Here is a 26780-nt window from a genome sequence, read left to right on the forward strand (position 1 = left end):
GGAGTTAAGAGAGCCATGCCAAAACGTACAGACATAAAAAGTATCCTGATTCTGGGCGCGGGTCCGATTGTTATTGGTCAGGCGTGTGAGTTTGACTACTCCGGCGCGCAGGCGTGTAAAGCGCTGCGTGAAGAGGGGTACCGCGTCATTCTGGTGAACTCCAACCCCGCGACCATCATGACCGACCCGGAAATGGCCGATGCGACCTACATCGAGCCGATTCACTGGGAAGTCGTGCGCAAGATTATTGAGAAAGAGCGCCCGGACGCGGTGCTGCCGACTATGGGCGGTCAGACGGCGCTGAACTGTGCGCTGGAACTGGAGCGCCAGGGCGTGCTGGCCGAATTCGGTGTGACCATGATTGGTGCGACCGCCGATGCGATTGATAAAGCCGAAGACCGTCGTCGCTTCGATATCGCGATGAAGAAAATCGGTCTCGACACCGCGCGTTCGGGCATTGCCCATACGATGGAAGAGGCGCTGGCGGTAGCGGCTGACGTCGGCTATCCGTGCATCATCCGCCCGTCCTTTACCATGGGCGGCACCGGCGGCGGTATCGCCTACAACCGCGAAGAGTTTGAAGAAATTTGTACTCGCGGTCTGGATCTCTCCCCAACCAACGAGCTGCTGATTGATGAATCGCTGATTGGCTGGAAAGAGTACGAGATGGAAGTGGTGCGTGATAAAAACGACAACTGCATCATCGTCTGCTCTATTGAGAACTTCGACGCCATGGGCATTCACACCGGTGACTCCATCACTGTGGCTCCGGCCCAGACGCTGACCGACAAAGAATATCAAATCATGCGTAACGCCTCGATGGCGGTACTGCGTGAAATCGGCGTAGAAACCGGCGGTTCAAACGTGCAGTTCGCGGTGAACCCGAAAAACGGTCGCCTGATTGTGATCGAAATGAACCCGCGCGTATCCCGTTCCTCCGCGCTGGCGTCAAAAGCCACCGGCTTCCCGATTGCGAAAGTGGCGGCGAAACTGGCGGTGGGTTACACCCTTGATGAGCTGATGAATGACATCACTGGCGGTCGTACCCCGGCATCGTTCGAACCGTCCATCGACTACGTGGTCACTAAAATCCCACGCTTCAACTTCGAAAAATTCGTTGGTGCTAACGACCGTCTGACAACCCAGATGAAATCGGTCGGCGAAGTGATGGCGATTGGCCGCAGCCAGCAGGAATCTCTGCAAAAAGCGCTGCGCGGTCTGGAAGTGGGTGCCACCGGCTTCGATCCGAAAGTGAGCCTGGATGACCCGGAAGCGCTGACGAAAATCCGCCGCGAACTGAAAGACGCGGGCGCTGAGCGTATCTGGTATATCGCCGATGCCTTCCGTGCGGGCCTCTCCGTTGACGGCGTGTTTAACCTGACCAACATTGACCGCTGGTTCCTGGTTCAAATTGAAGAGCTGGTGCGTCTGGAAGAGAAAGTGGCAGAGCTGGGCATTAACGGCCTGACCCCTGACTTCCTGCGCCAGCTGAAACGCAAAGGCTTCGCCGATGCGCGTCTGGCTAAACTGGCCGGTGTCCGTGAAGCGGAAGTTCGCAAACTGCGCGACCAGTACAATCTGCACCCGGTCTACAAGCGTGTGGACACCTGCGCGGCAGAATTCGCCACCGATACCGCCTACATGTACTCCACGTATGAAGATGAGTGCGAGGCGAACCCGTCCGTTGACCGCGACAAAATCATGGTGCTTGGCGGCGGTCCAAACCGTATCGGCCAGGGGATCGAATTTGACTACTGCTGCGTACATGCCTCTCTGGCGCTGCGTGAAGACGGTTACGAAACCATCATGGTCAACTGTAACCCGGAAACGGTCTCTACTGACTATGACACTTCCGACCGCCTCTACTTTGAGCCGGTCACGCTGGAAGATGTGCTGGAAATCGTGCGCATTGAGAAGCCGAAGGGCGTGATCGTGCAGTACGGCGGCCAGACTCCGCTGAAACTGGCGCGTGCGCTGGAAGCAGCAGGCGTACCGGTTATTGGTACCAGCCCGGACGCAATTGACCGCGCAGAAGACCGTGAGCGTTTCCAGCATGCGGTGGACCGTCTGAAGCTGAAACAACCGGCCAACGCCACCGTGACGGCTATCGAACAGGCTGTCGAAAAAGCGAAAGAGATTGGTTACCCGCTGGTGGTGCGTCCGTCCTACGTGCTGGGCGGCCGGGCGATGGAAATTGTCTACGACGAAGCTGATCTGCGCCGCTACTTCCAGACCGCCGTTAGCGTTTCCAACGACGCACCGGTTCTGCTCGACCGCTTCCTGGATGACGCGGTTGAAGTGGACGTTGACGCCATCTGCGACGGTGAAATGGTGCTGATTGGCGGCATCATGGAACACATCGAACAAGCGGGCGTCCATTCGGGTGACTCTGCCTGTTCTCTGCCGGCCTACACGCTGAGCCAGGAAATTCAGGATGTGATGCGCCAGCAGGTACAGAAACTGGCCTTCGAACTGCAGGTTCGCGGTCTGATGAACGTCCAGTTTGCAGTGAAAGATAACGAAGTCTACCTGATTGAAGTGAATCCACGTGCGGCGCGTACCGTACCGTTCGTCTCTAAAGCGACCGGCGTACCGCTGGCGAAAGTGGCGGCGCGTGTGATGGCCGGTAAATCGCTGACCGAACAGGGCGTGACCAAAGAAATTATCCCGCCGTACTACTCGGTGAAAGAAGTGGTGCTGCCGTTCAACAAATTCCCGGGCGTCGACCCGCTGTTAGGGCCAGAAATGCGCTCCACCGGGGAAGTGATGGGCGTGGGGCGTACCTTTGCGGAAGCGTTCGCCAAGGCGCAACTGGGCAGCAGTTCTACCATGAAAAAACAGGGCCGAGCGCTGCTCTCCGTACGTGAAGGCGACAAAGAGCGCGTGGTTGACCTGGCGGCGAAACTGCTGAAGCAGGGCTTTGAACTGGACGCCACCCACGGTACCGCGATTGTGCTGGGTGAAGCAGGTATCAACCCACGTCTGGTGAACAAGGTGCATGAAGGTCGTCCGCACATTCAGGACCGTATCAAGAATGGCGAATACACCTACATCATCAACACCACCGCAGGGCGTCGCGCCATTGAAGACTCCAGGGTGATTCGCCGTAGCGCACTACAGTACAAAGTGCACTACGACACCACGCTGAACGGCGGCTTTGCCACCGCGATGGCGCTGAATGCCGATGCAACAGAGAAAGTCATCTCCGTTCAGGAAATGCACGCGCAAATTAAAAAATAAGCGGCGGCATCATTTGCCCCGGTTTTAAAAACGGCTCCGGAAACGGAGCCGTTTTTTTATGCACTCAGTTCATTCCTGGAGATATATTGCGCAACAGGACAATTTTCATTGTAACAAGCAAGATTTGGCTCACACTAATGCGCCGCTAAGTTGCTTACTATCATTGAATCCCACAATTTAAATAGGGTCTTGTTTTGTATTTTTACGGACAGGGCATAACAAGATTTTTAATTTGTGAAATGGTGTGCTTATGTGTGAAAAATATGTTGAAAAGCCGCTTTATCTGTTAATTGCCGATTGGGTGATGGCAGAAAAGCGTTGGGTAAGTGCGAAAGAGATCGCGAAGCACTTTAATATGGATCACTGCAAAGCGATCAATACCGTCTCTTATATTCTCGCTGAGGTCGGGGAGATTAATTGCGAGACTAAGACTATCCCTAATCAACTGGAAGGTCGTGGATGTCAGTGTCAGCGCCTGGTCAGAGTGACGCATATTGATCCACAGCTGTATGCCCGCCTTGGGCATAGCGCGCAGGTGAAGATGGTCAGCAAATCGCCGCGGATGTCGGCGGTGCCGCCATCAGAACTAAACCGCGAGCAAAAATGGCAGATGATGTTGTCAAAAAGTATGCGTCGATAAGTTCGGTTTTGCCGGATGGTGCCTTGCGCCGCCATCCGGCATGATTACATGGCCGATTTAGGCTTCACCTCCGTTGTGCCCTTCAGGCGCGGCCGGTTTGCTTCAACCGCCGTTAATGGCAACGTTTCCCGTAGCGATGCCCGACAGCGTACGGCGAGATCCTGATATTCCTGAGTATTCAGCCGCTTCCAATGCAGTTCCTGTTCGCTGACCTCACGCATGACGCGGGCTGGCGTGCCGACCAGCAACTGTCGTGTGGCGCCAGTAAATCCGGCTTTGACGAAACTCATGGCGGCGACAATGCTTTCGTCGCCGATCACCGCACCGTCCATGATCACGCAGTTCATGCCGACCAGTGCGTCCCGGCCTATCACGCAACCGTGCAGGATAGCACCGTGTCCGATGTGTCCATTCTCGCGTACCACCGTGTCTGTATCGCAGTAGCCATGCATAATGCAGCCATCCTGAAGGTTGGATCCCGCTTCAAGGATTAAGCGGCCATAGTCCCCGCGCAGTGAGGCGAGCGGGCCGACGTATACGCCAGCCCCTACGATGACATCGCCAATCAGTACTGCGCTGGGATGCACATACGCCTCGGGATGAACCACGGGAATTAAGCCTTCAAAGGCGTAAAAACTCATCGGCATTCCTCAATTGTTTTTTGCCGGATAAGCGCAGCACCATAAGGCATTAGCGTCTTTTCCAGACCGGATCGCGTTTTTCAGCAAACGCCTGCGGCCCTTCGAGCGCATCTTCGGAGTGCAGTACGGACGGATAGTGTTTCAGCACGCCGCTACGGATGAAACGATAAGCCTCTTCCACCGGCATTTCACTGGTTGTGCGGTAAATCTCTTTCAGCGCGGCGATGGCCAGTGGTGCGCTGTTCACCAGCTGTTGTGCCAGTTCACGCGCGCTGTCCATCAGTTCCTGCTGGCTGACCACGCGATTGACGATCCCCCAGCGCTGCGCTTCATCTGCATCCATGCGTCTGCCGGTCATGATCATTTCATTGACGATGGCCGGGGGCAGTATTTTCGGCAGACGCAGGACGCCGCCGCTGTCCGGTACGATGCCGAGTTTGGCTTCAGGGAGGGCAAAGCTGGCGTTATCGGCACAGACAATAAAGTCTGCGGCCAGCGCCAGTTCAAAGCCACCGCCGAATGCATAGCCATTGACGGCAGCGATCACCGGTTTGTCGAGATTGAAGATTTCAGTCAGGCCAGCGAATCCGCCAGGGCCAAAATCGGCGTCTGGTGCTTCACCTTCCGCCGCGGCTTTTAAATCCCAACCGGCGGAAAAAAACTTCTCGCCTGCGCCGGTGACAATCGCCACGCGCAGTTCGGGATCGTCACGAAAATTAAGAAAAACCTCACCCATCTGGAAACTGGTTTTGGCATCGATCGCATTTGCTTTTGGTCGATCCAATATAATTTCCAGAATCGATCCGTTGCGGGTTAAATGTAAAGATTCACTCATGGTTCATCTCCAAAAATAGGATGTCTGGCAGGGGTTATTCCTGCCTGTAGGGTTATTTCAGGTTTTTTTTGATTATTTTTCCTGAACAATTTCGCGGCAGGTCGGTTCTAATCTCCATAATTGAAGGGACTTTAAATTTCGCCATATTTTTTTCGCAGAAGCTGAAAAACTCTTCTTCACTGAGCGTTTCACCCTCGTTGAGAACTACAAAGGCTTTTATCGCTTCGTCACGAATTGAATCGTTAATTCCAATAACGACGATGTCCTGAATTTTGGGGTGTGCCGAAATAATATTTTCCAGCTCCACGCAGGAGACGTTTTCTCCCCCTCGTTTAATCATGTTGCAGCGGCGATCGACAAAATAGAAAAAACCGTCTTCGTCGCGATAGCCGGAATCACCGGTATGCAGCCAGCCGTTCGGCTCGAGCGCTTTGGCGGTGGCATCCGGCCTGCCGTAGTACTCTTTGAAAATCGTTTTACCCGGCACGCCCTTAATACAGATTTCCCCAATTTCACCGGCGGGCAGCGCACGGTTTTGCTCATCGCGAATTTCTGCTTCGTAACAAAAACCGGGGCGTCCAATAGAGGGCCAGCGTCGCTTATCACCGGGGCGATCGCCGATGATGCCGACAATGGTTTCCGTCATGCCGTAAGAGGTCAGCAGACGCACACCGAAGCGTTCAACAAATGCATCTTTTTCCTGCACTGACAGGTTGAGGTAATACATCACTTCCCGTAAACAGTGCTCTCTGTCCAGCGGTGATACGGGTTGAACCATCAGCGTTCTGATCATCATCGGGATGCATTCCGTGACGGTCGCGCGGTATTTACGCACTTGTCCCCAGAAAGCGCGGGCGCTGTATTTCTCTATCAGCACAAAGGTTGCGCCCACCGAGAAGGCGGCCATGGCGGCAGTGCACTGACAGTCGATATGAAACGCAGGCATGACCGTCAGGTAAACATCGTCATCACGCAGGGCGCATTGCCACGACGAGTAGTAGCCGGCAAAACGCAGGTTGTAATGGGTGATCACCACGCCTTTAGGGCGGGAAGTGGTGCCGGAGGTAAACAGGATCTCGGCCATGTCGTCCGTGGACAACGGTGGGGTATAGCGCAATGTCGTCGGCTGCTGATCCTTCAGCGTCGTGAAATGGCTTACGCCATCAGCGATCGGCAACGCCTCACCAATCAGGCAGATATGGCTAAGCGGCGTCGTCTTTGCCTGTTGGATCTGCCGATACATCGGATAAAAAGCGGCGCTGGTTACCAGCAACTGAACGTCACTGTTTTGCAGGATCCACGCGCTTTCTTCACGCAGCAGACGGGCATTGATCGGCACCATGACCGCGCCAATTTTCGCCAGCCCGAACCAGCAAAAGAAAAACTCCGGGCAGTTATCCAGATGCAGGGCGACCTTATCACCTTTGCGAATGCCCAACGAGTGGAAAAGGTTTGCCGTCCGATTGATCTCCTCGTTAAGCGAGGCGTAGCTGTACTGGCGCACGTCCCCTTCGCTGGATTCGCAAATCAGCGCTGTTTTACTGCCATAAACTTCGGCCAGATCGTCCCACATCTGGCGTAAGTGTTGTCCGCCAACGATATCCATTGCACTCCTGTCCATTTTCACAGGCGTTGTGCTAACCGGGCGAGCCGGTCAGCATTTCGCATTTAGTTCTCAACTTTGGCCAGACCCTTACTGACCAGTTCCTTAATGTCTGCGTCGTTGTAACCGATATTTTTCAGAATGGCGGCAGTGTCCATGCCGTGCGACGGCATGCCGCGCCAGATTTTCCCGGGATTGTTTTTGAATTTCGGCATGACGTTTGGCCCTTTGCAGGTGCGGCCATCCATCGTTTGCCACTGGGTAATGGATTCGCGGGCAACGTACTGCGGATTGCCTTCCAGCTCCGGAATGGTCAGCACTTTGGCGCAGGCGATATTCAGCTCGGCGAAACGCGCCTGCACTTCCTCGATGGTGTGTGCGGCCAGCCACGCATCCAGTTTTTCTTCGACCAGCGGTCCGTACGGGCACTCGACGCGGTGAATCAGTTGTGTTCCTTCCGGCACTTCCGGCGTACCGAGAATGTGCGCCAGACCGATGTCTTTAAAGCATTCGGTGACCTGGGTAATCCCGACCAGCTCCATCACGATGTAACCGTCGGCGCATTTATACAGCCCACAACCGGCGTAATAGGGGTCTTTACCTTTGGTCATGCGCGGGCAAATTTCACCGCCGTTGAAGTAATCCATCATGAAATACTGACCCATGCGCAGCATCACTTCGTACATCGCCACATCGATACTTTCGCCTTTGCCGGTTTCCCGCACCTTATGCAGTGCCGCCAGCGCGGCTGTGGTGGCCGTCATGCCGGAGAAGTAGTCGGCGGTGTACGGGAAGGCTGGCATCGGCTGATCAACGTCGCCGTTTTGGATCAGGTAACCGCTGAAGGCCTGAGCGATGGTGTTATAGGCCGGAAGGTTGGTGTACTCCTCGGTACCGTACTGGCCGAAGCCGGACAGGTGAGCGATAACCAGTTTCGGGTTATGTTGCCACAGGACCTCATCGGTAATTCCACGACGGGCAAACGCCGGACCTTTACTGGCTTCAATGAAGATATCGGTGGTTTCCATCAGTTTCAGAAACGCTTCCCGACCTTCATCTTTAAAAATATTCAGCGAGAGCGCGTGCAAATTACGCCGCGACAGCTGCGGATAGTTTGGCTGAACACGGATGGTATCGGCCCAGGCGACGTTCTCAATCCAGATAACTTCAGCGCCCCACTCGGCAAACATCTGACCGGCGAACGGCCCGGCGATTTCGATCCCGGAGAAGACAACCCGCAGCCCGGCAAGCGGCCCAAAAGCAGGCATTGGTAGACGATCCATAAAATGCTCCTGATAAATTTGTAGGCCTGATAAGACGCAAAGCATTGGCCCGGTAAGCACAGCGCCACCGGGCATGTCGCTGTCTTAACGGTATTGTTTCAGCACGGCACGACCGAGCGTCAGGATCTGCATTTCGTCAGAGCCGCCGGATACGCGGTCAACGCGCAGGTCACGCCAGAAGCGGGTGATGCGGTGGTTACCCGCAATCCCAACACCACCGAGAACCTGCATGGAGGTGTCCACGACTTCAAACGCCGCGTTGGCGCAGAAGTATTTACACATCGCCGCATCACCCGAGGTGATGGTACCGTTGTCGGCTTTCCATGCCGCTTCTAACAGCATGTTTTTCATGGAGTTTAATTTGATCGCCATATGGGCGAACTTCTCCTGGATCAACTGGAAACGACCGATCGTTTCGCCAAACTGCACGCGCTGGTTGGCGTAGCGCGCCGCATCTTCAAAGGCGCACATTGCTGTACCGTAGTTGGTGAGGGCTACCAGGAAACGTTCGTGGTCGAACTCTTCTTTTACGCGGTTAAAGCCGTTACCTTCCCGACCGAACATGTCTTTTTCGTCCAGCTCGACATCGTCAAAGTTGATTTCACAGCAGCTGTCCATGCGCAGACCCAACTTCTCAAGTTTGTTGACCTTGATGCCGGGTTTACTCATGTCGACAAACCATTCGGTATAGACAGGTTTATCCGGGGAAGCGCCGTCTCTTGCCATCACCACGATATAAGGGGTGTAGGCGCTACTGGTGATAAAACACTTACTACCATTAAGATAAACCTTACCATTTTTGCGGGTATAAGTGGTTTTCAGACTACCAACATCCGATCCCGCTCCCGGTTCGGTGATGGCGGAGTTCCACATTTGTTTCCCGGTTCCCTGGAACGCCATGATTTTATCGATCTGCTCCTGGGTGCCTTCGCGCAGGAAGGTATTAAACCCGCCCGGCAGCTGATACAGCACGTACGTAGGCGCACCGAGGCGTCCCAGTTCCATCCAGACGGCAGCCACGGTGACGAATCCGGCTTCCAGGCCGCCATGTTCTTCCGGGATCAGCAGGCTATCGATGCCCATGTCCGCCAGCGCTTTCACGAAACGCTCCGGATACACGCTGTCGCGATCGCATTCGGCAAAATAGGCTTCCCAGTTCTCACTGGCCATCAGTTCACGAATACCGGCGACAAACAGTTCCTGCTCATCATTGAAATTGAAATCCATCTTCTAACCTCTATGTCATGGGGTAATTAGGTTTATTTATCTTTCCAGTGCACTTTGGCGTCTTTGATAAAGGAGAGCGTCACCATAATGTTGACGAAGAACAGCGGGCAGCCCCCGGCGATAATCGCGGTTTGTATTGGCTTCAGGCCGCCGAGTGCCAGCAGCACGATGCCAATCACGCCGACCAATATCGACCAGCCGATACGCACCAGTAACGGCGGCTCTTCGCCATCGCGCACTTCACGACAGGTCGACATTGCCAGGGTGTAAGAGCAGGCGTTGATCAGCGTAACGGTGGCAATAAAGCAGAGAATAAAGAATCCCCACATCGTGGCGGTGCTGAGCGGCAGGGCGGCCCAGGTTTCGATAATCGCGCGCGGCACGCCGTGATCGGCAATCAGTTGCGGGATGTTGATGATGTTTTTATCCATCAACAGCAGAGTGTTACTGCCCAGTACCGTCCACAGGATCCAGGTGGAGGCCGTCAGGCCCAGCACCATGCCAAAGCACAGTTCACGCACGGTACGACCGCGAGAGATACGCGCCAGGAAGATGCTCATCTGAATGGCGTAAATCACCCACCACGCCCAGTAGAAGACCGTCCAGCCCTGTGGGAAACCGCCTTTGGCGATCGGGTCGGTGTAGAACAGCATGCGCGGCAGATACATCAGCAGCGTCCCGACGGAGTCGGTGAAGTAGTTCATAATGAAGCTGGCGCCGCTGACGATGAACACCCAGCCGAGCATCAGGAAGCTCAGATAGCTGCGCACGTCACTGGCGATCCTGACCCCTTTTTGCAGGCCGCAGGCCACGCAAATGGCGTTAAGAATGATCCAGCAGGTAATGATGATCGCATCCAGTTGCAGCGTGTGCGGGATACCAAACAGGTACTGCATACATTCGGTGACCAGCGGCGTCGCCAGCCCAAGGCTGGTGCCCATCGCGAAGATCAGTGCGACCAGATAGAAGTTATCAATGATGGTACCTAACAGACCTTTGGCGTGTTTTTCGCCGACCAGCGGCACCAGCGTTGAGCTGGGACGAATGACGTCCATCTTGCGCACAAAGAAGAAGTAGGCGAAGGCCACGGAGAGGAAGCTATAAGTCGCCCACGGCAGCGGTCCCCAGTGAAACAGGCTGTAAGCGAGGCCAATCTCTTTCGCTCCGGTGGAGTTAGGTTCCAGGCCAAACGGCGGCGTGGAGATGTAGTAGTAAATCTCTATCGATCCCCAGAACAGCACGGCGGCAGAGGTACAGGAGGCGAACATCATGAAGATCCAGCTGGCGGTGCTGAACTCCGGTTTCTCGTCACCTAATTTCTTTTTCGCGTAGGGACCAAACACCAGCCAGAACCAGCCGATGAGCATAATGACCATATACCACTCAAATGCCCATCCCCAGACATTGGTGACATAACTAAAGACGGCATTAATAACGACATTTGCGGCATCGAGATCGCGTACCGTTAGCCAGCAAAGTATTCCGACGATTATTAGCGGCGGGAAAAAAACCTTTGGCTCAATTCCAGACTTTCTCTTTTCATTTTTCATGAGTGAATTCCAGGTTGAAAACGAAATTTATTTAGCGTTCCCGTTTGTTTTATTTTTGTTTATTTTTATTAAATATTTGTTGATACCCGTTTAACCTCAGGACGCGTTGGCGAGTAACTCATAATGGGTATTCGTTTTGCGGCATTCTGTAATCTTCGTCACACTTTTTGTTTGGGGTGTTTTGGTGCGGACAGCTCTTAAAAATGTATATTTATCATTTGGTTAAATTCTAATTTGTTGGGTTTTTCACCGTTTGGCGTTCAATATTGGTGATCTGCCAGACAATATTGAAAATATTTCTTTTGGACGTCGGGTTTCAATATTGGTGAGGTGCTTAACAATATTGAAAGTTGCGAATATCAGTGTGTGACATTTTCAATATTGGTGATTATGGTTTTATTTCCGAATTAAAGAGCGTGATATCTGTATTTAACACCGCCGATATATATACGTTTCCTTCATGATTTCTGGAGATGCAATGAAGATAATTACTTGCTACAAGTGCGTACCTGATGAACAGGATATTGTCGTCAATCACGCAGATGGTTCATTAGATTTCAGCAAAGCAGATGGCAAAATCAGCCAGTACGACCTGAATGCGATTGAAGCGGCCTGCCAACTGAAACAGCAGACCAGCGACGCGCAGGTGATCGCCCTGAGCGTGGGCGGCAAGGCGTTAACCAACGCGAAAGGGCGTAAGGATGTCCTCTCCCGCGGCCCGGACGAACTGGTGGTCGTCATTGACGATCGGTTCGAGCAGGCATTGCCACAGCAAACCGCCGCAGCGCTGGCTGCTGCCGCGCAAAAGTCGGGTTTTGATCTGATTCTCTGCGGCGATGGTTCCTCCGATCTCTACGCCCAGCAGGTCAGCCTGCTGGTAGGCGAAACGCTGAACATTCCCGCCATCAACGGCGTGAGCAAGATCCTCTCACTGACGGAAAGTACGCTGACCGTTGAACGTGAACTGGAAGATGAAATTGAAACGCTGAGCATTCCGCTGCCGGCGGTCGTGGCCGTTTCCACCGATATTAACTCTCCACAAATACCATCGATGAAAGCCATTCTGGGGGCGGCGAAAAAACCGGTTCAGGTCTGGTCAGCGGCGGACATTGGCTTTAGCGCCGGGGATGCCTGGTCCACGCAAACGGTGGCCGCACCGAAACAACGTGAGCGCCAGCGCATTGTGATTGAAGGCGATGGTGAAGAACAGATCGCTGCGTTTGCCGATAGTCTGCGCAAAATCATTAATTAAGAAGGGGATGTTATGAGCAAGTTTTCCAGCGTCTGGGTATTCAGCGATACCGTGTCTCGCCTGCCGGAACTGATGAGCGGCGCGCAGATTTTAGGTGAACAGATTAACGCATTTGTGCAAAGCGCCGATGAGGCGACCACGGCCATTCAGTTGGGCGCACATCACGTCTGGCAACTGAGCGGCAAGCCGGACGATCGTATGGTGGAAGATTATGCGGACGTGATGGCACAGACCGTTCGTCATCAGGGTGATTCTGGCCTGTTGCTGCTGCCCAACACCCGTCGCGGCAAACTGCTGGCGGCAAAACTGGGCTATCGCCTTGCCGCAGCGGTTTCTAATGATGCCAGCACCGTGACGCAGCAGGATGGCCGGGCGACGGTCAAACACATGGTGTATGGCGGCCTGGCGATGGGCGAAGAGACGCTCTCCACGCCGTTTGCGGTACTGACGCTCAGCAGCGGCACTTTTGAGGCGCAACAGCCTGATGCGACCCGCAGCGGCGAGACGCACAGCGTAGCCTGGCAGGCGCCGGAAATTACCGTCACGCGCACTGCCACGCAGCCACGTCAGAGTAACAGCGTTGATCTCGATAAAGCCCGGCTGGTGGTCAGCGTGGGACGCGGTATCGGCAGCAAAGAGAATATCTCACTGGCGCAAGCGCTGTGTCAGGCCATTGGCGCGGAGCTGGCCTGCTCGCGTCCGGTCGCCGAAAACGAGAAGTGGATGGAGCATGAGCGCTATGTCGGGATCTCGAATCTGATGCTCAAGCCGGAATTGTACCTGGCGGTGGGGATCTCCGGGCAGATCCAGCACATGGTGGGGGCAAACGGCGCGCAGACTATTTTTGCCATCAACAAAGACAAAAATGCGCCGATATTTCAGTACGCGGATTACGGCATTGTCGGCGATGCGCTGAAAATCCTGCCCGCGCTGACGACCGCACTGGCACGCTAAACCATTCAGGCAGGGAGTACGTATGTCCGAAGATATCTTTGATGCCATCATCGTGGGCGCGGGGCTTGCCGGTTCCGTCGCCGCCCTGGTGCTCGCCCGCGAAGGGGCCCAGGTGTTGGTTATCGAGCGCGGAAATTCCGCTGGCGCGAAGAATGTCACCGGTGGGCGCATCTATGCTCACAGTCTGGAGCGCATTCTTCCAGGCTTTGCTCAGCAGGCCCCTGTTGAACGGGTCATTACCCATGAAAAACTCGCCTTTATGACCGATAACGGGGCGATGACCGTGGACTATCTCAACGGTGAAAAGGCTGGCCCGTCGCAGGTCTCTTATTCGGTGTTGCGCAGTAAATTTGACGCCTGGCTGATGGAGCAGGCGGAAGAGGCGGGCGCGCAGTTGATCACCGGGATCCGCGTGGATAACGTCGTGCAGCGCGATGGCAAAGTCGTTGGTGTAGAAGCGGACGGCGACATCATCGAATCGAAAGTGGTGATCCTCGCCGATGGCGTTAACTCCCTGCTGGCGGAAAAACTGGGAATGGCAAAACGCGTTGAGGCCTCGCACGTGGCGGTCGGCGTGAAAGAGCTGATCGAACTGCCGAAATCGGTGATTGAAGATCGCTTCCAGTTGCAGGGTAACGAAGGGGCGGCCTGTCTGTTCGCGGGATCGCCCACGGATGGCCTGATGGGCGGTGGCTTCCTGTATACCAACGAAAACACCCTGTCACTGGGGCTGGTATGCGGGCTTCATCATCTGAAAGAGGCGAAAAAATCGGTCCCGCAAATGCTGGAAGATTTTAAACAGCATCCGGCCGTTGCCCCGCTGATCGCGGGTGGCAAGCTGGTGGAGTACGCGGCACACGTGGTGCCGGAAGCAGGGATGAACATGCAGCCTGAGCTGGTGGGCGACGGCGTGCTGATTGCGGGCGACGCGGCGGGTATGTGTATGAATCTCGGCTTCACGATTCGCGGGATGGATCTCGCGGTGGCAGCAGGTGAAGCGGCGGCGAAAACGGTGCTTTCCGCCATGCAAAGCAACGACTTTAGCCGTCAGGGGCTGGCGGAATATCGCCAGCATCTCGACAACGGTCCGATGCGCGATATGCGTATGTACCAGCGGTTGCCGGCGTTCCTCGATAACCCGCGCATGTTCACCCGCTACCCGGAAATGGTTGTTGGTATCGCCCGTGACCTCTTTACCGTCGATGGTAGTGCGCCGGTGCCGATGCGTAAGACGATCCTGCGCCATGCGAAGAAAGTGGGCTTCATCAACCTGATGAAGGATGGCATTAAAGGAGTGACCGTATTATGACTTCTCCCGTCAACGTAGACGTCAAGCTGGGCGTCAACAAATTCAATGTCGATGAAGAGCATCCGCACATCATCATGAAAACCGCGCCGGATAAGCAGGTGCTGGAAGTGTTGATCAAAGCCTGTCCGGCCGGGTTATACAAAAAGCAGGATGACGGCAGCGTGCGCTTTGATTATGCCGGATGCCTGGAGTGCGGAACGTGTCGAATTCTCGGACTTGATACGGCGCTGGAAAAATGGGAGTACCCACGCGGTACCTTTGGCGTGGAGTTTCGTTACGGTTAATGAGTACAGGTATACGCTCCACTGCCGGATGGCGGCGAAAACGCCTTATCCGGCCTACGGGGATAAGTAGGCCTGATAAGCGCAGCGCCATCAGGCAGTTAAGCACTAATGCCGAATGTCGGCAAACAGGACATTGCCATGCAACAGCCCAGGAACTTTGATGACATCCAGTTCTCCTCTATTCACCGCAGAATCATGCTGTGGGGAAGCGGTGGACCGTTTCTGGACGGTTATGTGCTGGTGATGATTGGCGTCGCGCTGGAACAGCTCACGCCTGCGCTGAAGCTGGATGCTGAGTGGATTGGCCTGTTGGGCGCGGGGACGCTGGCCGGGCTGTTTGTCGGCACCTCTTTGTTTGGTTATATCTCGGACAAAGTGGGGCGGCGCAAAATGTTTCTTATCGATATCATCGCTATTGGGGTGATATCGGTGGCCACTATGTTTGTCTCATCTCCGGTTGAACTGTTGGTGATGCGGGTGCTGATTGGCGTGGTGATTGGTGCGGATTATCCCATTGCCACCTCGATGATCACCGAATTTTCCAGTACCCGCCAACGTGCCTTCTCTATAAGCTTTATTGCGGCGATGTGGTACGTCGGCGCGACCTGCGCCGATCTGGTTGGTTACTGGCTCTATGACGTCGAGGGCGGCTGGCGCTGGATGCTGGGCAGCGCGGCGATCCCTTGCCTGTTGATCCTGATTGGTCGCTTCGATCTGCCCGAGTCTCCGCGCTGGCTGTTGCGTAAAGGCCGGGTCAAAGAGTGTGAAGCGATGATGATCAAGCTGTTCGGCGAGCCGGTTGCGTTCGATGAAGACACAGCGCAGGAGACGCGCTTTTTACAATTGTTTAATCGTCGCCACTTCCCGTTTGTGCTGTTTGTCGCCGCGATCTGGACCTGTCAGGTGATCCCGATGTTTGCCATTTACACCTTTGGTCCGCAGATCGTCGGCCTGTTGGGACTGGGGGCCGGGAAGAGCGCAGCGCTGGGGAATGTGGTGATCAGCCTGTTCTTTATGCTGGGCTGTATTCCGCCAATGTTCTGGCTGAACAGCGCGGGGCGGAGGCCGCTGCTGATTGGCAGCTTCGTGATGATGACGCTGGCGTTGGCGGTGCTGGGGCTGATCCCGGAAATGGGGATCTGGCTGGTGGTGACGGCATTCGCGGTGTACGCCTTTTTCTCTGGCGGACCGGGGAATTTGCAATGGCTCTATCCCAATGAACTGTTCCCGACCGACATCCGCGCCTCCGCAGTGGGGGTTATCATGTCGTTGAGTCGTATCGGTACCATCCTCTCGACCTGGGCGCTGCCTATTTTCATTACTAAATATGGTATTAGTCAGGTGATGCTGATGGGGGCGGGGATCTCGTTGGTCGGGTTGCTGGTCTCCATTGCCTTCGCGCCAGAAACGCGCGGTCTGACGCTTGCCCAGACCAGTACGATGACGATTCGCAGGAAACCGTTGTGTTAAGGTGAGTCTTCAGAGTGTTCTGTATTTCCCCTCAACCTCAGTCAGTGCGTCTACAGTTAATGGGTATATCACTGAAAATGACTGAAAAGCAGGGAGAACACCATGCAAAAGAAACTATTAATCGCTTCCCTTTTCGCCGCAGCAACCGTCTTTACTCTCGCAGGCTGCTCCTCGAACCAGGCTGTGCGTACGACCGATGGCCGAACCATTGTCACCGACGGTAAACCGCAGGTAGACGATGACACGGGCCTGGTCTCCTACAAAAATGCCGAAACGGGTCAGACGGAGCAAATTAACCGCGATCAGGTGAAAAATATGAGCGAGCTGGATAACTAGTTCAATTTTCCCCATTCATCTGCTCAATAATATTCACTATTAGCCTGTTGGTTTACTGACTACACTCTCTTATAAAACAGAGTGGTAAAATAACAGGCTAATCATGATTCTTATCATTTATGCGCATCCTTATCCGCAGCATTCGCATGCGAATAAACGGATGCTTGAGCAGGCAAGGACGCTGGAAGGCGTCGAAGTTCGTTCTCTCTATGAACTCTACCCTGATTTCAATATTGATATCGCTGCGGAACAAGAGGCGCTTTCTCGCGCTGACCTGATCGTCTGGCAGCATCCCATGCAATGGTACAGCGTTCCCCCCCTACTCAAACTGTGGATGGATAAAGTGCTTTCCCACGGCTGGGCCTATGGTCACGGCGGGACCGCGCTGCGCGGTAAGCAGGTCATGTGGGCGGTGACTACTGGCGGCGGCGATAATCACTTCGATATCGGCTCGCATCCGGGGTTTGACGTACTCTCACAGCCGCTCCAGGCGACAGCCATCTACTGCGGGCTCAACTGGCTTGCGCCGTTTGCAATGCACTGTACGTTTATTTGCGACGACGAAACGCTGCAGGCGCAGGCGCGTCATTACAAGCAACGACTGATGGCATGGCAGGAGGCGCACAATGGATAGCCATACGCTCATACAGGCGCTGATTTATCTTGGGTCGGCGGCGCTCATCGTGCCGATTGCCGTCCGGTTGGGCTTAGGCTCGGTGCTGGGTTATCTCATTGCGGGGTGCATCATCGGCCCCTGGGGGTTACGTCTGGTGACCGATGCCGAATCTATTCTGCACTTTGCTGAAATCGGCGTGGTGCTGATGCTGTTTGTCATTGGCCTGGAGCTTGATCCCCAGCGGCTATGGAAACTGCGCGCTTCAGTGTTTGGCGGCGGCGCGCTACAGATGGTGGTCTGCGGCGGCCTGATTGGTCTGTTTTGTATGTTCCTCGGTCTGCGCTGGCAGGTGGCGGAACTGATTGGTATGACGCTGGCGCTCTCCTCCACGGCGATAGCTATGCAGGCGATGAATGAGCGCAACCTGACCGTTTCGCAGATGGGACGCAGCACCTTTGCTGTGCTGCTGTTCCAGGACATCGCGGCGATTCCGCTGGTGGCAATGATTCCGCTACTGGCGACCAGCGGGGCGTCAACCACGCTTGGCGCATTCGCGCTGTCGGCACTGAAAGTGGCTGGTGCGTTAGTCCTGGTGGTACTGCTGGGGCGCTATGTGACCCGCCCGGCGCTGCGTTTCGTTGCGCGTTCTGGCCTGCGCGAAGTCTTCAGCGCCGTGGCGCTGTTTCTGGTCTTTGGCTTCGGGCTGTTGCTTGAAGAAGTTGGGCTGTCGATGGCGATGGGGGCGTTCCTGGCTGGCGTATTGCTGGCAAGCTCTGAGTATCGCCACGCGCTGGAAAGCGACATAGAGCCGTTTAAGGGGCTGCTGCTGGGGCTGTTTTTCATCGGTGTCGGCATGTCTATCGACTTCGGGACGCTTATCGATAATCCGCTCCGTATCATCATTCTGCTGGTCGGTTTCCTGGTGATTAAAACCGGGATGCTATGGCTGATTGCCCGTCCTTTACAGGTGCCGAATAAGCAGCGCCGCTGGTTTGCGGTACTCCTCGGACAGGGCAGTGAGTTCGCGTTTGTGGTCTTTGGCGCGGCGCAGATGGCGAACGTGCTCGATCCACAATGGGCGAAGGCGCTGACGCTGGCGGTGGCACTGTCGATGGCCGCGACGCCGATTTTCCTGGTCATCCTTACGCGAATGGAGAAATCCGCTTCCGGTGAAGAGCGGGAAGCCGATGAAATTGATGAAGAACAGCCGCGGGTGATTATTGCCGGATTTGGCCGCTTCGGGCAGATCACCGGTCGTTTACTGCTCTCCAGCGGTGTGAAGATGGTCGTTCTCGATCACGATCCGGACCACATCGAGACGCTGCGTAAATTTGGCATGAAGGTGTTCTACGGTGATGCGACGCGGATGGACCTGCTGGAGTCCGCCGGGGCGGCGAAAGCGGAAGTGCTGATCAATGCCATTGACGATCCGCAAACCAACCTGGAGCTGACGGAGATGGTAAAAGACCATTTCCCGAACCTGCAAATTATTGCCCGGGCACGCGATGTCGATCATTACATTCGGTTGCGCCAGGCGGGCGTCGAGCAACCAGAACGTGAAACGTTTGAAGGCGCGCTTAAAACCGGGCGTCTGGCGCTGGAAAGTCTTGGGCTTGGCCGCTATGAAGCGCGTGAACGTGCGGACCTGTTCCGTCGCTTTAATACGCAAATGGTAGAAGAGATGGCGAAAGGTGAAGATGATGCCACCTCCCGTGCGGCAGTCTATAAACGGACCAGCGCGATGCTGAGCGAAATCATCACCGAGGATCGCGAACATCTGTCGTTGATTCAGCGTCATGGCTGGCAGGGGACTGAGGAAGGCAAACACACGGGAGACGTTGCCGATGAGCCAGAAGTTAAACCGTCAACCTAAGTCAAAAATGTGATGTACTGCAAACTTTACTGTTAACCAATTGTTTTTGAACTACTGTAATGCCGGGAGTCCACTGACAAGTCGTGGACTCGCCAGCAGATCGGAAAATTTTCGTGCTCTTCTTCTGTTCGTTAGTCGACGAAAGATTGCTCTTTCCGTATAGTGGCGACAATTTTTTTTGCTCCGGGAAATATTCAATGATCAGTCTGATTGCTGCGTTAGCGGTAGATCGCGTTATTGGCATGGAAAACGCCATGCCGTGGAATCTGCCTGCGGATCTCGCCTGGTTTAAACGTAATACGTTAAATAAACCTGTCGTTATGGGACGCCATACCTGGGAATCCATCGGCCGACCGTTGCCGGGACGTAAGAACATCGTCATCAGCAGCCAGCCGGGTACTGACGATCGCGTGCAGTGGGTGAAATCGGTTGATGAAGCGATTACCGCCTGTGGTGATGCACCAGAAATTATGGTGATTGGCGGTGGTCGTGTGTACGAGCAGTTCCTGCCTAAAGCGCAGAAACTGTATCTGACGCACATTGATGCGGAAGTGGAAGGGGATACGCATTTCCCGGACTACGAGCCGGACGACTGGGAATCGGTGTTCAGCGAGTTTCACGACGCTGACGGGCAGAATTCACACAGCTATTGCTTCGAAATTCTGGAACGTCGCTAAGCGATGAGTGCCGGATGGCGACGCTTAGCGTCTTATCCGACCTACGAGATGGTTTGTAGGCCGGATAAGCGTAGCGCCATCAGGCAAACAGATCAGGCGTTAACGGCTTCGCCTTCATTCAGATCCATCTGCCGGTTTGACGGCTGCACAAAGTACTGCTTATCTTCCCAGCGCAGGCAGGTTAAATTTCCTCCCCAGCAGCACCCGGTATCCAGCGCATAGATTCCCTCCGGCGTTCCTTTTCCTTCCAGAGACGCCCAGTGACCAAACGCAATGCTGTAGGCTTCGCTGACCGGTCCGGGAATGGCAAACCACGGTTTCAACGGTGCCGGGGCATCCTCCGGGGACTCTTTGCTGTACATATCCAGTTGCCCGTTCGGGAAGCAGTAACGCATCCGGGTAAAGGCGTTGGTGATAAAGCGCAGGCGTGCCAGTCCGGTCAGTTCCGGCGTCCAGTTATTTGGCATGTCGCCATACATGGCGTCGAGGAAGAAGGGGTAAGAGTCACTCGACAGCACCGCTTCAACATCGCGCGCGCAGTCTTTGGCAGTCTGCAAATCCCACTGCGGTGTGATACCCGCATGCGCCATCACCAGTTTTTTCTCTTCATCTATCTGCAACAGCGGTTGGCGACGCAGCCAGTTGAGCAGTTCGTCTGCGTCCGGCGCTTCCAGCAGCGGACTCAGGCGGTCTTTCGGTTTGTTACGACTGATACCGGCGAAGACCGCCAGCAGATGCAGGTCGTGATTACCCAGCACCAGGCGCACGCAGTCACCGAGTGATTTCACATAACGCAGCACGTCCAGTGAACCTGGGCCACGAGCAACCAGATCCCCCGTCAGCCACAGGGTATCGCTTTCAGGGGTAAAATTGACTTGTTGTAGCAATGCGATCAGTTCGTCGTAGCAACCGTGAACGTCGCCAATAAGGTATGTTGCCATAGCTATTGTTTTAGTGAATGAGAGTGGAAACGGCGAGTCGGAAAACCGGAATATCGATGGTAAAGGCGACGCCGTTCTCATCAATCATTTCGTAATGACCCTGCATCGTGCCCAGCGGCGTTTCGATAACAGCGCCGCTGGTGTACTGGTACTCTTCGCCAGGCTCAATGTGCGGCTGAACGCCAACCACACCTTCTCCCTGGACTTCAGTTTCTCGGCCATGACCGTTGGTGATCAACCAATAGCGTCCCAGTAGCTGCACGGGCGCTCGCCCCAGATTGCGGATGGTTACGGTGTAGGCAAAAACGTAACGGTCATCTTCAGGTGAGGATTGCGCCTCGATATAGACGCTTTGGACCTGAATACACACTCGGGGCGAATTGATCATGCTTAACTCTCCTTCGATGGCGCGTGTTCTGACAGATAGTTCGCCATCTGGCAGTACTGCGCGACAGAGATATTTTCCGCTCGCATTGCCGGGTCAATACCCAGTTCCGTCAAGACCTCAACGCTGAACAGATTGCCGAGGCTGTTACGAATCGTTTTACGGCGCTGGTTGAACGCTTCTGTGGTGATGCGGCTCAACAGGCGAATATCGTTGACCGGATAGGGCATCGTAGTGTGCGGCACCAGGCGCACCACGGCGGAATCGACTTTTGGCGGCGGCGTGAAGGCGGACGGCGGCACTTCAAGCACCGGGATCACGTTGCAATAATATTGCGCCATGACGCTTAAGCGACCATACGCCTTACTGTTTGGTCCTGCAACCAGACGATTCACCACCTCTTTTTGCAACATAAAGTGCATATCGGCAATGGCATCAGTATAGCTAAACAGGTGGAACATCAGCGGCGTAGAGATGTTATAAGGCAGGTTACCGAACACGCGTAGCGGTTGACCCATCTTTTCAGACAATTCGCCGAAATTCATGGTCATGGCGTCCTGCTGATAGATAGTCAGCTTGGGGCCCAGGAAGGGATGCGTTTGCAGACGCGCGGCCAGATCGCGGTCCAGTTCAATGACCGTCAGCGCATCCAGACGTTCGCCAACCGGCTCCGTCAACGCAGCCAGACCGGGGCCGATTTCGACCATCGCCTGACCCTTCTGCGGGTTAATGGCGGAGACAATGCTGTCGATCACAAACTGATCGTTGAGGAAGTTTTGCCCGAAGCGTTTACGGGCTAAGTGGCCCTGATGGACTCGATTATTCATTGGGTATTAACAATCATTTTGATGGCGAGATTAAGCGCCGTAATAAAACTGCCGACATCAGCTTCACCCCGGCCCGCCAGTTCAAGCGCGGTACCGTGATCCACCGAGGTACGAATAAAAGGCAGGCCCAGCGTGATATTCACGCCGCGACCAAATCCCTGGTATTTTAGCACGGGGAGACCCTGATCGTGGTACATCGCCAGTACCGCATCAGCATGTTGCAGATATTTGGCCTGAAACAACGTGTCGGCGGGTAATGGACCTGTCAATTTCATCCCCTGCGCGCGGAGCGTATCGAGCACCGGAACGATCGTGTCGATCTCCTCGCTGCCCATATGCCCCCCTTCACCGGCATGCGGATTCAGACCACAGACCAGCACGTGCGGATCGTCCACGCCAAATTTGGTGCGCAGATCGTGATGCAGAATGCCAATCACTTCGTGCAGCAGTGCTGGTGTAATGGCATCGGCGACATCACGCAGCGGCAGATGGGTCGTTGCCAGTGCGACGCGTAACTCCTCCGTCGCCAGCATCATCACCACTTTTTTCGCCTGTGAGCGCTCTTCAAAAAACTCGGTGTGACCGGTGAAAGGCACGCCCGCGTCGTTGATAACGCCCTTATGCACAGGGCCCGTAATCAGCGCCGCAAATTCACCCTCTACACAACCGTCACAGGCACGGGCCAGCGTCTGCACCACATACTCGCCATTCTCCACGGCCAACTGCCCAGGAACGACGGGCGCACGAAGCGAGACCGGTAACAGCGTAAGCGTGCCGGCAGTCTGCGGTTTAGCAGGCCTTTGCGGGGAGTAAGGGCGTAACGTGAGGGGAAGACCGAGCATTGCTGCCCGGTCAGTCAATACCGTGGCATCGGCACAGACCACCAGTTCAACCGGCCAGTCGCGCTGGGCAAGTTGAACGACGAGATCCGGACCAATCCCGGCGGGTTCGCCGGGAGTGATCACTACGCGTTGAGCAACCGTCATTAATTGCTCAGGATTTTAACGTAAGCGCTGGCGCGTTGTTCCTGCATCCAGGTTGCTGCTTCTTCTGAGAACTTCCGGTTCATCAGCATACGGTAAGCGCGATCTTTCTGCGCGGCGTCGGTTTTATCGACGTTACGCGTATCCAGCAGTTCGATCAGGTGCCAACCGAAAGAGGAGTGCACCGGTGCGCTCATCTGGCCTTTGTTCATGCGGGTTAACGCATCACGGAATGCCGGATCGAAAATGTCCGCAGCCGCCCAGCCCAGATCGCCGCCCTGGTTAGCCGAGCCGGGATCCTGAGAAAACTCTTTCGCTGCGGCAGCAAAGGTGGTTTTACCGCTCTTAATATCAGCGGCGATTTGCTCAAGCTTCAGACGCGCCTGCTGATCGGTCATGATCGGCGACGGCTTCAACAGAATATGGCGGGCATGAACTTCGGTCACGGAGATGCTCTGGCTCTGGCCGCGCATATCATTCACTTTCAGGATATGGAAGCCGACACCTGAACGAATCGGGCCAACGATGTCGCCTTTCTTCGCGGTACTCAGCGCCTGAGCAAAAATGCCTGGCAGTTCCTGAATACGACCCCAACCCATCTGGCCGCCTTTCAGCGCCTGCTGGTCAGCAGAGTAGGTGATCGCCAGTTTGCCGAAGTCGCTGCCGTTACGGGCTTGATCGACAATGGAACGCGCCTGAGATTCTGCTTCGTTCACCTGGTCAGACGTTGGGTTTTCCGGCAGTGGGATCAGGATGTGACTCAGGTTCAGCTCCGTACTGGCATCATTTTGATTGCCAACCTGCTGCGCCAGCGCATCCACTTCCTGCGGCAGGATCGTCACGCGGCGGCGCACTTCGTTGTTACGCACTTCAGAGATGGTCATCTCTTTACGGATCTGATTACGGTAGGTTGAGTAGCTCAGACCATCGTAAGCCAGACGGCTTCGCATCTGGTCCAGCGTCATGTTGTTCTGTTTAGCGATATTGGCAATCGCCTGATCAAGCTGTTCGTCAGAGATTTTTACGCCCATCTTCTGACCCATCTGCAGGACAATCTGATCCATGATCAGACGTTCCAGGATCTGATGACGCAGCGTAGCGTCGTCCGGAAGCTGTTGACCTGCCTGGTTGGCGTTCAATTTGACAGACTGCATCAGGCCATCAACGTCGCTTTCCAGTACCACACCGTTATTTACGACGGCTGCGACTTTATCGACTACCTGCGGGGCAGCGAAACTGGTATTCGCGATCATGGCGATACCGAGAAGCAGCGTTTTCCAGTTCTTCATACTTTTTCCATTTCAATTAACCGCACTGCGGATTACGTGGTAAATCAATCAGATCACAAAGAGTTTTGATACGGCAAAATGTTGGAACGTAACATCTCGCTCGTGCCGAGACCATAGTTGGAACTCAGACCACGAAGTTCAATGTTAAAGCCAATCACGTTGTCATACACCGCGTGTTCTTTATCGCTATCCCAACCGTTCAGCTTACGCTCGTAACCGACGCGGATCGCATAACAGCAGGAGTTGTACTGCACACCTAACATCTGGTCGGCGGGTTTATTCACGTTAGTGTCGAAGTAGTAGGCACCCACAATCGACCAGCGATCGGCAATCGGCCAACTGGCGACGGTACCGATCTGGCTAATCCCGTTTTTGTACTGCTCTGCCGTGGAATATCTTGCTGGCAATGTCGCCTGAATATACTCCGGGCTGGCGTAACGGTAGTTCAACTGAACCAGACGGTCTTCATCACGACGATATTCGATACTGGAACTGCTGGTGGCGACGCTATCCAGACGGGTGTCGTACTGAATACCGCCACGTAGCCCCCAACGATCCGAAATACGCCAGTAGGTGTCACCCGCCCATACTAATGAACCTGTCTGGTCATCGTTCTCCCATTGGATGTTGTCATCGCCAGTGCGAGACTCCGTGAAATAGTAGATTTGACCAACAGAAACGTTAAAACGTTCAACCGCTGTCTCATCATATATGCGAGATGTGACGCCCGTCGTGACCTGGTTGGCGGAGGCAATGCGGTCCAGACCGCCATAGCTGCGGTCACGGAACAGGCCGGTATAGTCAGATTGCAGCAGGGAAGAGTCGTAGTTGTAGATGTTGCTCTGGTCGCGATACGGCACGTACAGATACTGCGCGCGCGGCTCCAGCGTCTGGGTATAACCCGGCGCGAGCATGTTCATATCCCGTTCAAACACCATCTTGCCGTCGACTTTGAACTGCGGCATCACACGGTTGGCGGTATCATCCAACTGAGTGGTATTACGGTTGTTATACCAGTCCAGATTGGTTTGCTGATAATGGGTTGCCAGCAGTTTCGCTTCGGTATTGATGCTGCCCCACTGGTTTGACAACGGCAGGCTGACAGTCGGCTCCAGGTGCAGGCGCGTCGCTTCCGGCATGTTGTCTTTGGTATTCACAAAATGCACGGCCTGGCCATAAATACGGGTATCAAACGGACCCAGGTCGTTCTGATAGAAGTTGACGTCTAACTGTGGTTCAGCGGAATAACTGCTGGTGTTTTGATCGCTGAACACCTGGAACTGTTTGGTTGAGACAGTGGCGTCAAAGTTCTGCACCGCATAGCCGACGCTGAATTTCTGCGTCGCGTAACCGTCGGTACTTGAACCGTACTTGTTATCGAAATCATTAAAGTAGCTGGAGTCGCTCACTTTGGTGTAGTCGACGTTGAAACGCCACACCTGATCCATCACTCCCGCATGTCGCCAGTAAAACAGCCAGCGGCGCGAGTTGTCATCGTTCGGATGCTCATCGTCGTAGACGCGATCGGAGTTCAGATAGTCGAATTCCATAATACCGGCGCCGGCCTGGCTCAGGTAGCGGAATTCGTTCTCCCACATTACGCCGCCGCGACGGTGCATATAGTGCGGCGTCAGGGTCGCATCCATGTTTGGCGCAATGTTCCAGTAATACGGCAGATAGAACTCAAAATAGTTCTTCGACGAGTACTTGGCGTTGGGGATCAGGAAACCGGAGCGGCGTTTATCCCCGACCGGCAATTGCAAATACGGACTGTAAAAGACAGGAACCGGGCCCAGCTTAAAGCGGGCGTTCCAGATTTCTGCGACCTGTTCTTCACGGTCATGGATCACTTCGCTACCGACGACGCTCCAGGTATCAGAACCTGGCAGACAGGAGGTGAAACTCCCGTTCTCAAGAATGGTATAGCGGTTTTCGCCGCGCTGTTTCATTAGATCCGCTTTACCGCGGCCCTGACGGCCCACCATCTGGTAGTCGCCTTCCCAGACGTTGGTGTCTTTGGTGTTCAGGTTCGCCCAGCCCTTCGGTCCTTTCAGGATAACCTGGTTGTCATCGTAATGGACGTTGCCGAGCGCATCGACGGTACGTACAGGCTCAGGCTGACCCTGAGCCTCTTTCTGATGAAGCTGCACCTCGTCGGCCTGCAGACGGCTGTTGCCCTGCATGATATCCACATTGCCGGTAAACACCGCGTCGTCAGGATAATTTCCTTTCGCATGATCGGCATTAATCGTGACGGGGAGTTCATTTGTCTCGCCCTGCACCAGAGGACGGTCATAGCTTGGCACGCCTAACATACATTGTGAGGCGAGACTGGCTGCCAGACCCTGTTGACTGTAAAGGGCAGTGGCAATCATGGTGGCCAGGAGGGTGGGAATACGTTTTTTCATACGTTGTATTTTATTGTTCCATCATCAGTAGCGTCGCGCGTGACAAACCGCCACAGCCTAACTTACTCATGTTCGTAGCGCTAGTGTTAATCCTGCCGCTATAGCGTCTGTGGTGTTAGTCACGGCTGTGAATGACAGGTATGATAATGCAAATTAT

General features: G+C 54.7%; 23 protein-coding genes and 1 pseudogene. 11 read left to right on the forward strand and 13 right to left on the reverse strand.

What is annotated here, in order from left to right; genetic code table 11:
* The first annotated feature begins 15 nt into the window (after nt 1–15).
* Together carB and caiF are read left to right on the forward strand one after the other, a co-directional pair.
* Nucleotides 16–3240, forward strand: coding sequence for a carbamoyl-phosphate synthase large subunit (gene carB / locus KI228_RS04405; RefSeq protein ID WP_044255587.1), 3225 nt, complete (start codon nt 16–18; stop codon nt 3238–3240).
* A 250-nt stretch (nt 3241–3490) separates the two neighbouring features.
* Nucleotides 3491–3880, forward strand: coding sequence for a carnitine metabolism transcriptional regulator CaiF (gene caiF / locus KI228_RS04410; RefSeq protein WP_042997987.1), 390 nt, complete (start codon nt 3491–3493; stop codon nt 3878–3880).
* Between the two features lie 44 nt (nt 3881–3924).
* Here the strand turns inward: caiF and caiE are convergent, their stop codons facing one another.
* The 6 genes from caiE to caiT all read right to left on the reverse strand — a co-directional run bounded on the left by caiE (nt 3925) and on the right by caiT (nt 11019).
* A complete protein-coding gene (gene caiE / locus KI228_RS04415) occupies nt 3925–4521 on the reverse strand; it encodes a carnitine operon protein CaiE (RefSeq protein ID WP_044328224.1) in 597 nt (198 codons plus the stop codon).
* A gap of 49 nt (nt 4522–4570) precedes the next feature.
* Nucleotides 4571–5356 carry a crotonobetainyl-CoA hydratase gene (caiD, locus tag KI228_RS04420; protein WP_061070537.1) on the reverse strand — a complete coding sequence of 262 codons (786 nt, stop codon included), beginning with the start codon at nt 5354–5356 and terminating at the stop codon, nt 4571–4573.
* A 52-nt stretch (nt 5357–5408) separates the two neighbouring features.
* Entirely contained in the window at nt 5409–6962 is a 1554-nt protein-coding gene (gene caiC, locus KI228_RS04425) for a crotonobetaine/carnitine-CoA ligase (RefSeq protein WP_061070536.1), read from the reverse strand.
* Nucleotides 6963–7024: 62 nt separating this feature from the next.
* The gene (caiB, locus tag KI228_RS04430) at nt 7025–8242 is read right to left on the reverse strand and encodes an L-carnitine CoA-transferase (RefSeq protein WP_044255581.1); all 1218 of its coding nucleotides are present in this window, start codon (nt 8240–8242) and stop codon (nt 7025–7027) included.
* An 84-nt stretch (nt 8243–8326) separates the two neighbouring features.
* Nucleotides 8327–9469: a crotonobetainyl-CoA dehydrogenase gene (caiA, locus tag KI228_RS04435; protein WP_042997982.1), complete on the reverse strand. Its 1143-nt coding sequence runs from the start codon at nt 9467–9469 to the stop codon at nt 8327–8329.
* Between the two features lie 32 nt (nt 9470–9501).
* On the reverse strand, nt 9502–11019 hold the full coding sequence (gene caiT / locus KI228_RS04440; RefSeq protein WP_044255575.1) for an L-carnitine/gamma-butyrobetaine antiporter: 1518 nt from the start codon (nt 11017–11019) through the stop codon (nt 9502–9504).
* 478 nt (nt 11020–11497) lie between these two features.
* Here caiT and KI228_RS04445 point away from each other — a divergent pair, with 478 nt between their 5' ends.
* Genes KI228_RS04445 through fixX form a run of 4 tightly spaced genes read left to right on the forward strand, consistent with a single transcriptional unit; the run spans nt 11498 to nt 14818 of the window.
* The gene (locus tag KI228_RS04445; protein ID WP_061070535.1) at nt 11498–12271 is read left to right on the forward strand and encodes an electron transfer flavoprotein FixA; all 774 of its coding nucleotides are present in this window, start codon (nt 11498–11500) and stop codon (nt 12269–12271) included.
* A 12-nt stretch (nt 12272–12283) separates the two neighbouring features.
* Nucleotides 12284–13225, forward strand: coding sequence for an electron transfer flavoprotein subunit alpha/FixB family protein (locus KI228_RS04450; RefSeq protein ID WP_042997979.1), 942 nt, complete (start codon nt 12284–12286; stop codon nt 13223–13225).
* A gap of 22 nt (nt 13226–13247) precedes the next feature.
* Entirely contained in the window at nt 13248–14534 is a 1287-nt protein-coding gene (locus KI228_RS04455) for an FAD-dependent oxidoreductase (protein ID WP_044267384.1), read from the forward strand.
* The gene (gene fixX, locus KI228_RS04460; RefSeq protein WP_042997977.1) at nt 14531–14818 is read left to right on the forward strand and encodes a ferredoxin-like protein FixX; all 288 of its coding nucleotides are present in this window, start codon (nt 14531–14533) and stop codon (nt 14816–14818) included. The genes KI228_RS04455 and fixX overlap by 4 nt, the downstream gene beginning before the upstream one ends.
* Here the strand turns inward: fixX and KI228_RS24570 are convergent.
* Nucleotides 14815–14916, reverse strand: a pseudogene (locus tag KI228_RS24570) (hypothetical protein); the annotation flags it as partial. The gene fixX and the pseudogene KI228_RS24570 overlap by 4 nt on opposite strands.
* Nucleotides 14917–14956: 40 nt before the next feature.
* Between KI228_RS24570 and KI228_RS04465 the strand changes: the two are divergent.
* The 5 genes from KI228_RS04465 to folA all read left to right on the forward strand — a co-directional run bounded on the left by KI228_RS04465 (nt 14957) and on the right by folA (nt 19790).
* The gene (locus KI228_RS04465) at nt 14957–16288 is read left to right on the forward strand and encodes an MFS transporter (protein ID WP_044256030.1); all 1332 of its coding nucleotides are present in this window, start codon (nt 14957–14959) and stop codon (nt 16286–16288) included.
* Between the two features lie 102 nt (nt 16289–16390).
* Complete coding sequence (locus KI228_RS04470) at nt 16391–16624, forward strand: YgdI/YgdR family lipoprotein (protein ID WP_044255562.1); 234 nt, start codon at nt 16391–16393, stop codon at nt 16622–16624.
* Nucleotides 16625–16727: 103 nt separating this feature from the next.
* On the forward strand, nt 16728–17258 hold the full coding sequence (gene kefF, locus KI228_RS04475; RefSeq protein WP_044255558.1) for a glutathione-regulated potassium-efflux system oxidoreductase KefF: 531 nt from the start codon (nt 16728–16730) through the stop codon (nt 17256–17258).
* The gene (kefC, locus tag KI228_RS04480) at nt 17251–19113 is read left to right on the forward strand and encodes a glutathione-regulated potassium-efflux system protein KefC (protein WP_212807545.1); all 1863 of its coding nucleotides are present in this window, start codon (nt 17251–17253) and stop codon (nt 19111–19113) included. The genes kefF and kefC overlap by 8 nt, the downstream gene beginning before the upstream one ends.
* 197 nt (nt 19114–19310) lie before the next feature.
* Nucleotides 19311–19790 (forward strand): type 3 dihydrofolate reductase, encoded by a 480-nt coding sequence (gene folA, locus KI228_RS04485; RefSeq protein ID WP_042997972.1) that lies wholly within the window; start codon nt 19311–19313, stop codon nt 19788–19790.
* A 92-nt stretch (nt 19791–19882) separates the two neighbouring features.
* Here the strand turns inward: folA and apaH are convergent, their stop codons facing one another.
* The 6 genes from apaH to lptD are packed head-to-tail and all read right to left on the reverse strand — an operon-like array spanning nt 19883 to nt 26623.
* Entirely contained in the window at nt 19883–20731 is an 849-nt protein-coding gene (gene apaH / locus KI228_RS04490) for a bis(5'-nucleosyl)-tetraphosphatase (symmetrical) ApaH (RefSeq protein WP_042997971.1), read from the reverse strand.
* Between the two features lie 10 nt (nt 20732–20741).
* Nucleotides 20742–21119 (reverse strand): Co2+/Mg2+ efflux protein ApaG, encoded by a 378-nt coding sequence (apaG, locus tag KI228_RS04495; protein WP_042997970.1) that lies wholly within the window; start codon nt 21117–21119, stop codon nt 20742–20744.
* Nucleotides 21120–21121: 2 nt separating this feature from the next.
* Entirely contained in the window at nt 21122–21943 is an 822-nt protein-coding gene (gene rsmA, locus KI228_RS04500; RefSeq protein WP_042997969.1) for a 16S rRNA (adenine(1518)-N(6)/adenine(1519)-N(6))-dimethyltransferase RsmA, read from the reverse strand.
* Nucleotides 21940–22929 (reverse strand): 4-hydroxythreonine-4-phosphate dehydrogenase PdxA, encoded by a 990-nt coding sequence (pdxA, locus tag KI228_RS04505; protein ID WP_061070533.1) that lies wholly within the window; start codon nt 22927–22929, stop codon nt 21940–21942. Before pdxA ends, rsmA begins: the two co-directional genes overlap by 4 nt.
* Nucleotides 22929–24215, reverse strand: a complete 1287-nt coding sequence (gene surA, locus KI228_RS04510) for a peptidylprolyl isomerase SurA (protein WP_042997967.1) — start codon at nt 24213–24215, stop codon at nt 22929–22931. Before surA ends, pdxA begins: the two co-directional genes overlap by 1 nt.
* 53 nt (nt 24216–24268) lie before the next feature.
* Complete coding sequence (gene lptD / locus KI228_RS04515) at nt 24269–26623, reverse strand: LPS assembly protein LptD (protein WP_061070532.1); 2355 nt, start codon at nt 26621–26623, stop codon at nt 24269–24271.
* Nucleotides 26624–26780 lie beyond the last annotated feature (157 nt).

This window comes from Citrobacter amalonaticus (assembly GCF_018323885.1).
GTDB lineage: Bacteria > Pseudomonadota > Gammaproteobacteria > Enterobacterales > Enterobacteriaceae > Citrobacter_A > Citrobacter_A amalonaticus.

Bases quoted from the DNA above. Each gene is read 5' to 3' on its own strand.
- KI228_RS04470 (WP_044255562.1), top strand. From the start codon at position 16,391: ATGCAAAAGAAACTATTAATCGCTTCCCTTTTCGCCGCAGCAACCGTC.
- caiT (WP_044255575.1), bottom strand. From the start codon at position 11,019: ATGAAAAATGAAAAGAGAAAGTCTGGAATTGAGCCAAAGGTTTTTTTC.
- apaG (WP_042997970.1), bottom strand. From the start codon at position 21,119: ATGATCAATTCGCCCCGAGTGTGTATTCAGGTCCAAAGCGTCTATATC.
- carB (WP_044255587.1), top strand. From the start codon at position 16: ATGCCAAAACGTACAGACATAAAAAGTATCCTGATTCTGGGCGCGGGT.
- KI228_RS04450 (WP_042997979.1), top strand. From the start codon at position 12,284: ATGAGCAAGTTTTCCAGCGTCTGGGTATTCAGCGATACCGTGTCTCGC.
- kefF (WP_044255558.1), top strand. From the start codon at position 16,728: ATGATTCTTATCATTTATGCGCATCCTTATCCGCAGCATTCGCATGCG.
- lptD (WP_061070532.1), bottom strand. From the start codon at position 26,623: ATGAAAAAACGTATTCCCACCCTCCTGGCCACCATGATTGCCACTGCC.
- caiD (WP_061070537.1), bottom strand. From the start codon at position 5,356: ATGAGTGAATCTTTACATTTAACCCGCAACGGATCGATTCTGGAAATT.
- caiB (WP_044255581.1), bottom strand. From the start codon at position 8,242: ATGGATCGTCTACCAATGCCTGCTTTTGGGCCGCTTGCCGGGCTGCGG.
- pdxA (WP_061070533.1), bottom strand. From the start codon at position 22,929: ATGACGGTTGCTCAACGCGTAGTGATCACTCCCGGCGAACCCGCCGGG.
- KI228_RS04455 (WP_044267384.1), top strand. From the start codon at position 13,248: ATGTCCGAAGATATCTTTGATGCCATCATCGTGGGCGCGGGGCTTGCC.
- caiE (WP_044328224.1), bottom strand. From the start codon at position 4,521: ATGAGTTTTTACGCCTTTGAAGGCTTAATTCCCGTGGTTCATCCCGAG.
- caiA (WP_042997982.1), bottom strand. From the start codon at position 9,469: ATGGATTTCAATTTCAATGATGAGCAGGAACTGTTTGTCGCCGGTATT.
- KI228_RS04465 (WP_044256030.1), top strand. From the start codon at position 14,957: ATGCAACAGCCCAGGAACTTTGATGACATCCAGTTCTCCTCTATTCAC.
- kefC (WP_212807545.1), top strand. From the start codon at position 17,251: ATGGATAGCCATACGCTCATACAGGCGCTGATTTATCTTGGGTCGGCG.
- KI228_RS04445 (WP_061070535.1), top strand. From the start codon at position 11,498: ATGAAGATAATTACTTGCTACAAGTGCGTACCTGATGAACAGGATATT.
- surA (WP_042997967.1), bottom strand. From the start codon at position 24,215: ATGAAGAACTGGAAAACGCTGCTTCTCGGTATCGCCATGATCGCGAAT.
- rsmA (WP_042997969.1), bottom strand. From the start codon at position 21,943: ATGAATAATCGAGTCCATCAGGGCCACTTAGCCCGTAAACGCTTCGGG.
- folA (WP_042997972.1), top strand. From the start codon at position 19,311: ATGATCAGTCTGATTGCTGCGTTAGCGGTAGATCGCGTTATTGGCATG.
- apaH (WP_042997971.1), bottom strand. From the start codon at position 20,731: ATGGCAACATACCTTATTGGCGACGTTCACGGTTGCTACGACGAACTG.
- caiF (WP_042997987.1), top strand. From the start codon at position 3,491: ATGTGTGAAAAATATGTTGAAAAGCCGCTTTATCTGTTAATTGCCGAT.
- caiC (WP_061070536.1), bottom strand. From the start codon at position 6,962: ATGGATATCGTTGGCGGACAACACTTACGCCAGATGTGGGACGATCTG.
- fixX (WP_042997977.1), top strand. From the start codon at position 14,531: ATGACTTCTCCCGTCAACGTAGACGTCAAGCTGGGCGTCAACAAATTC.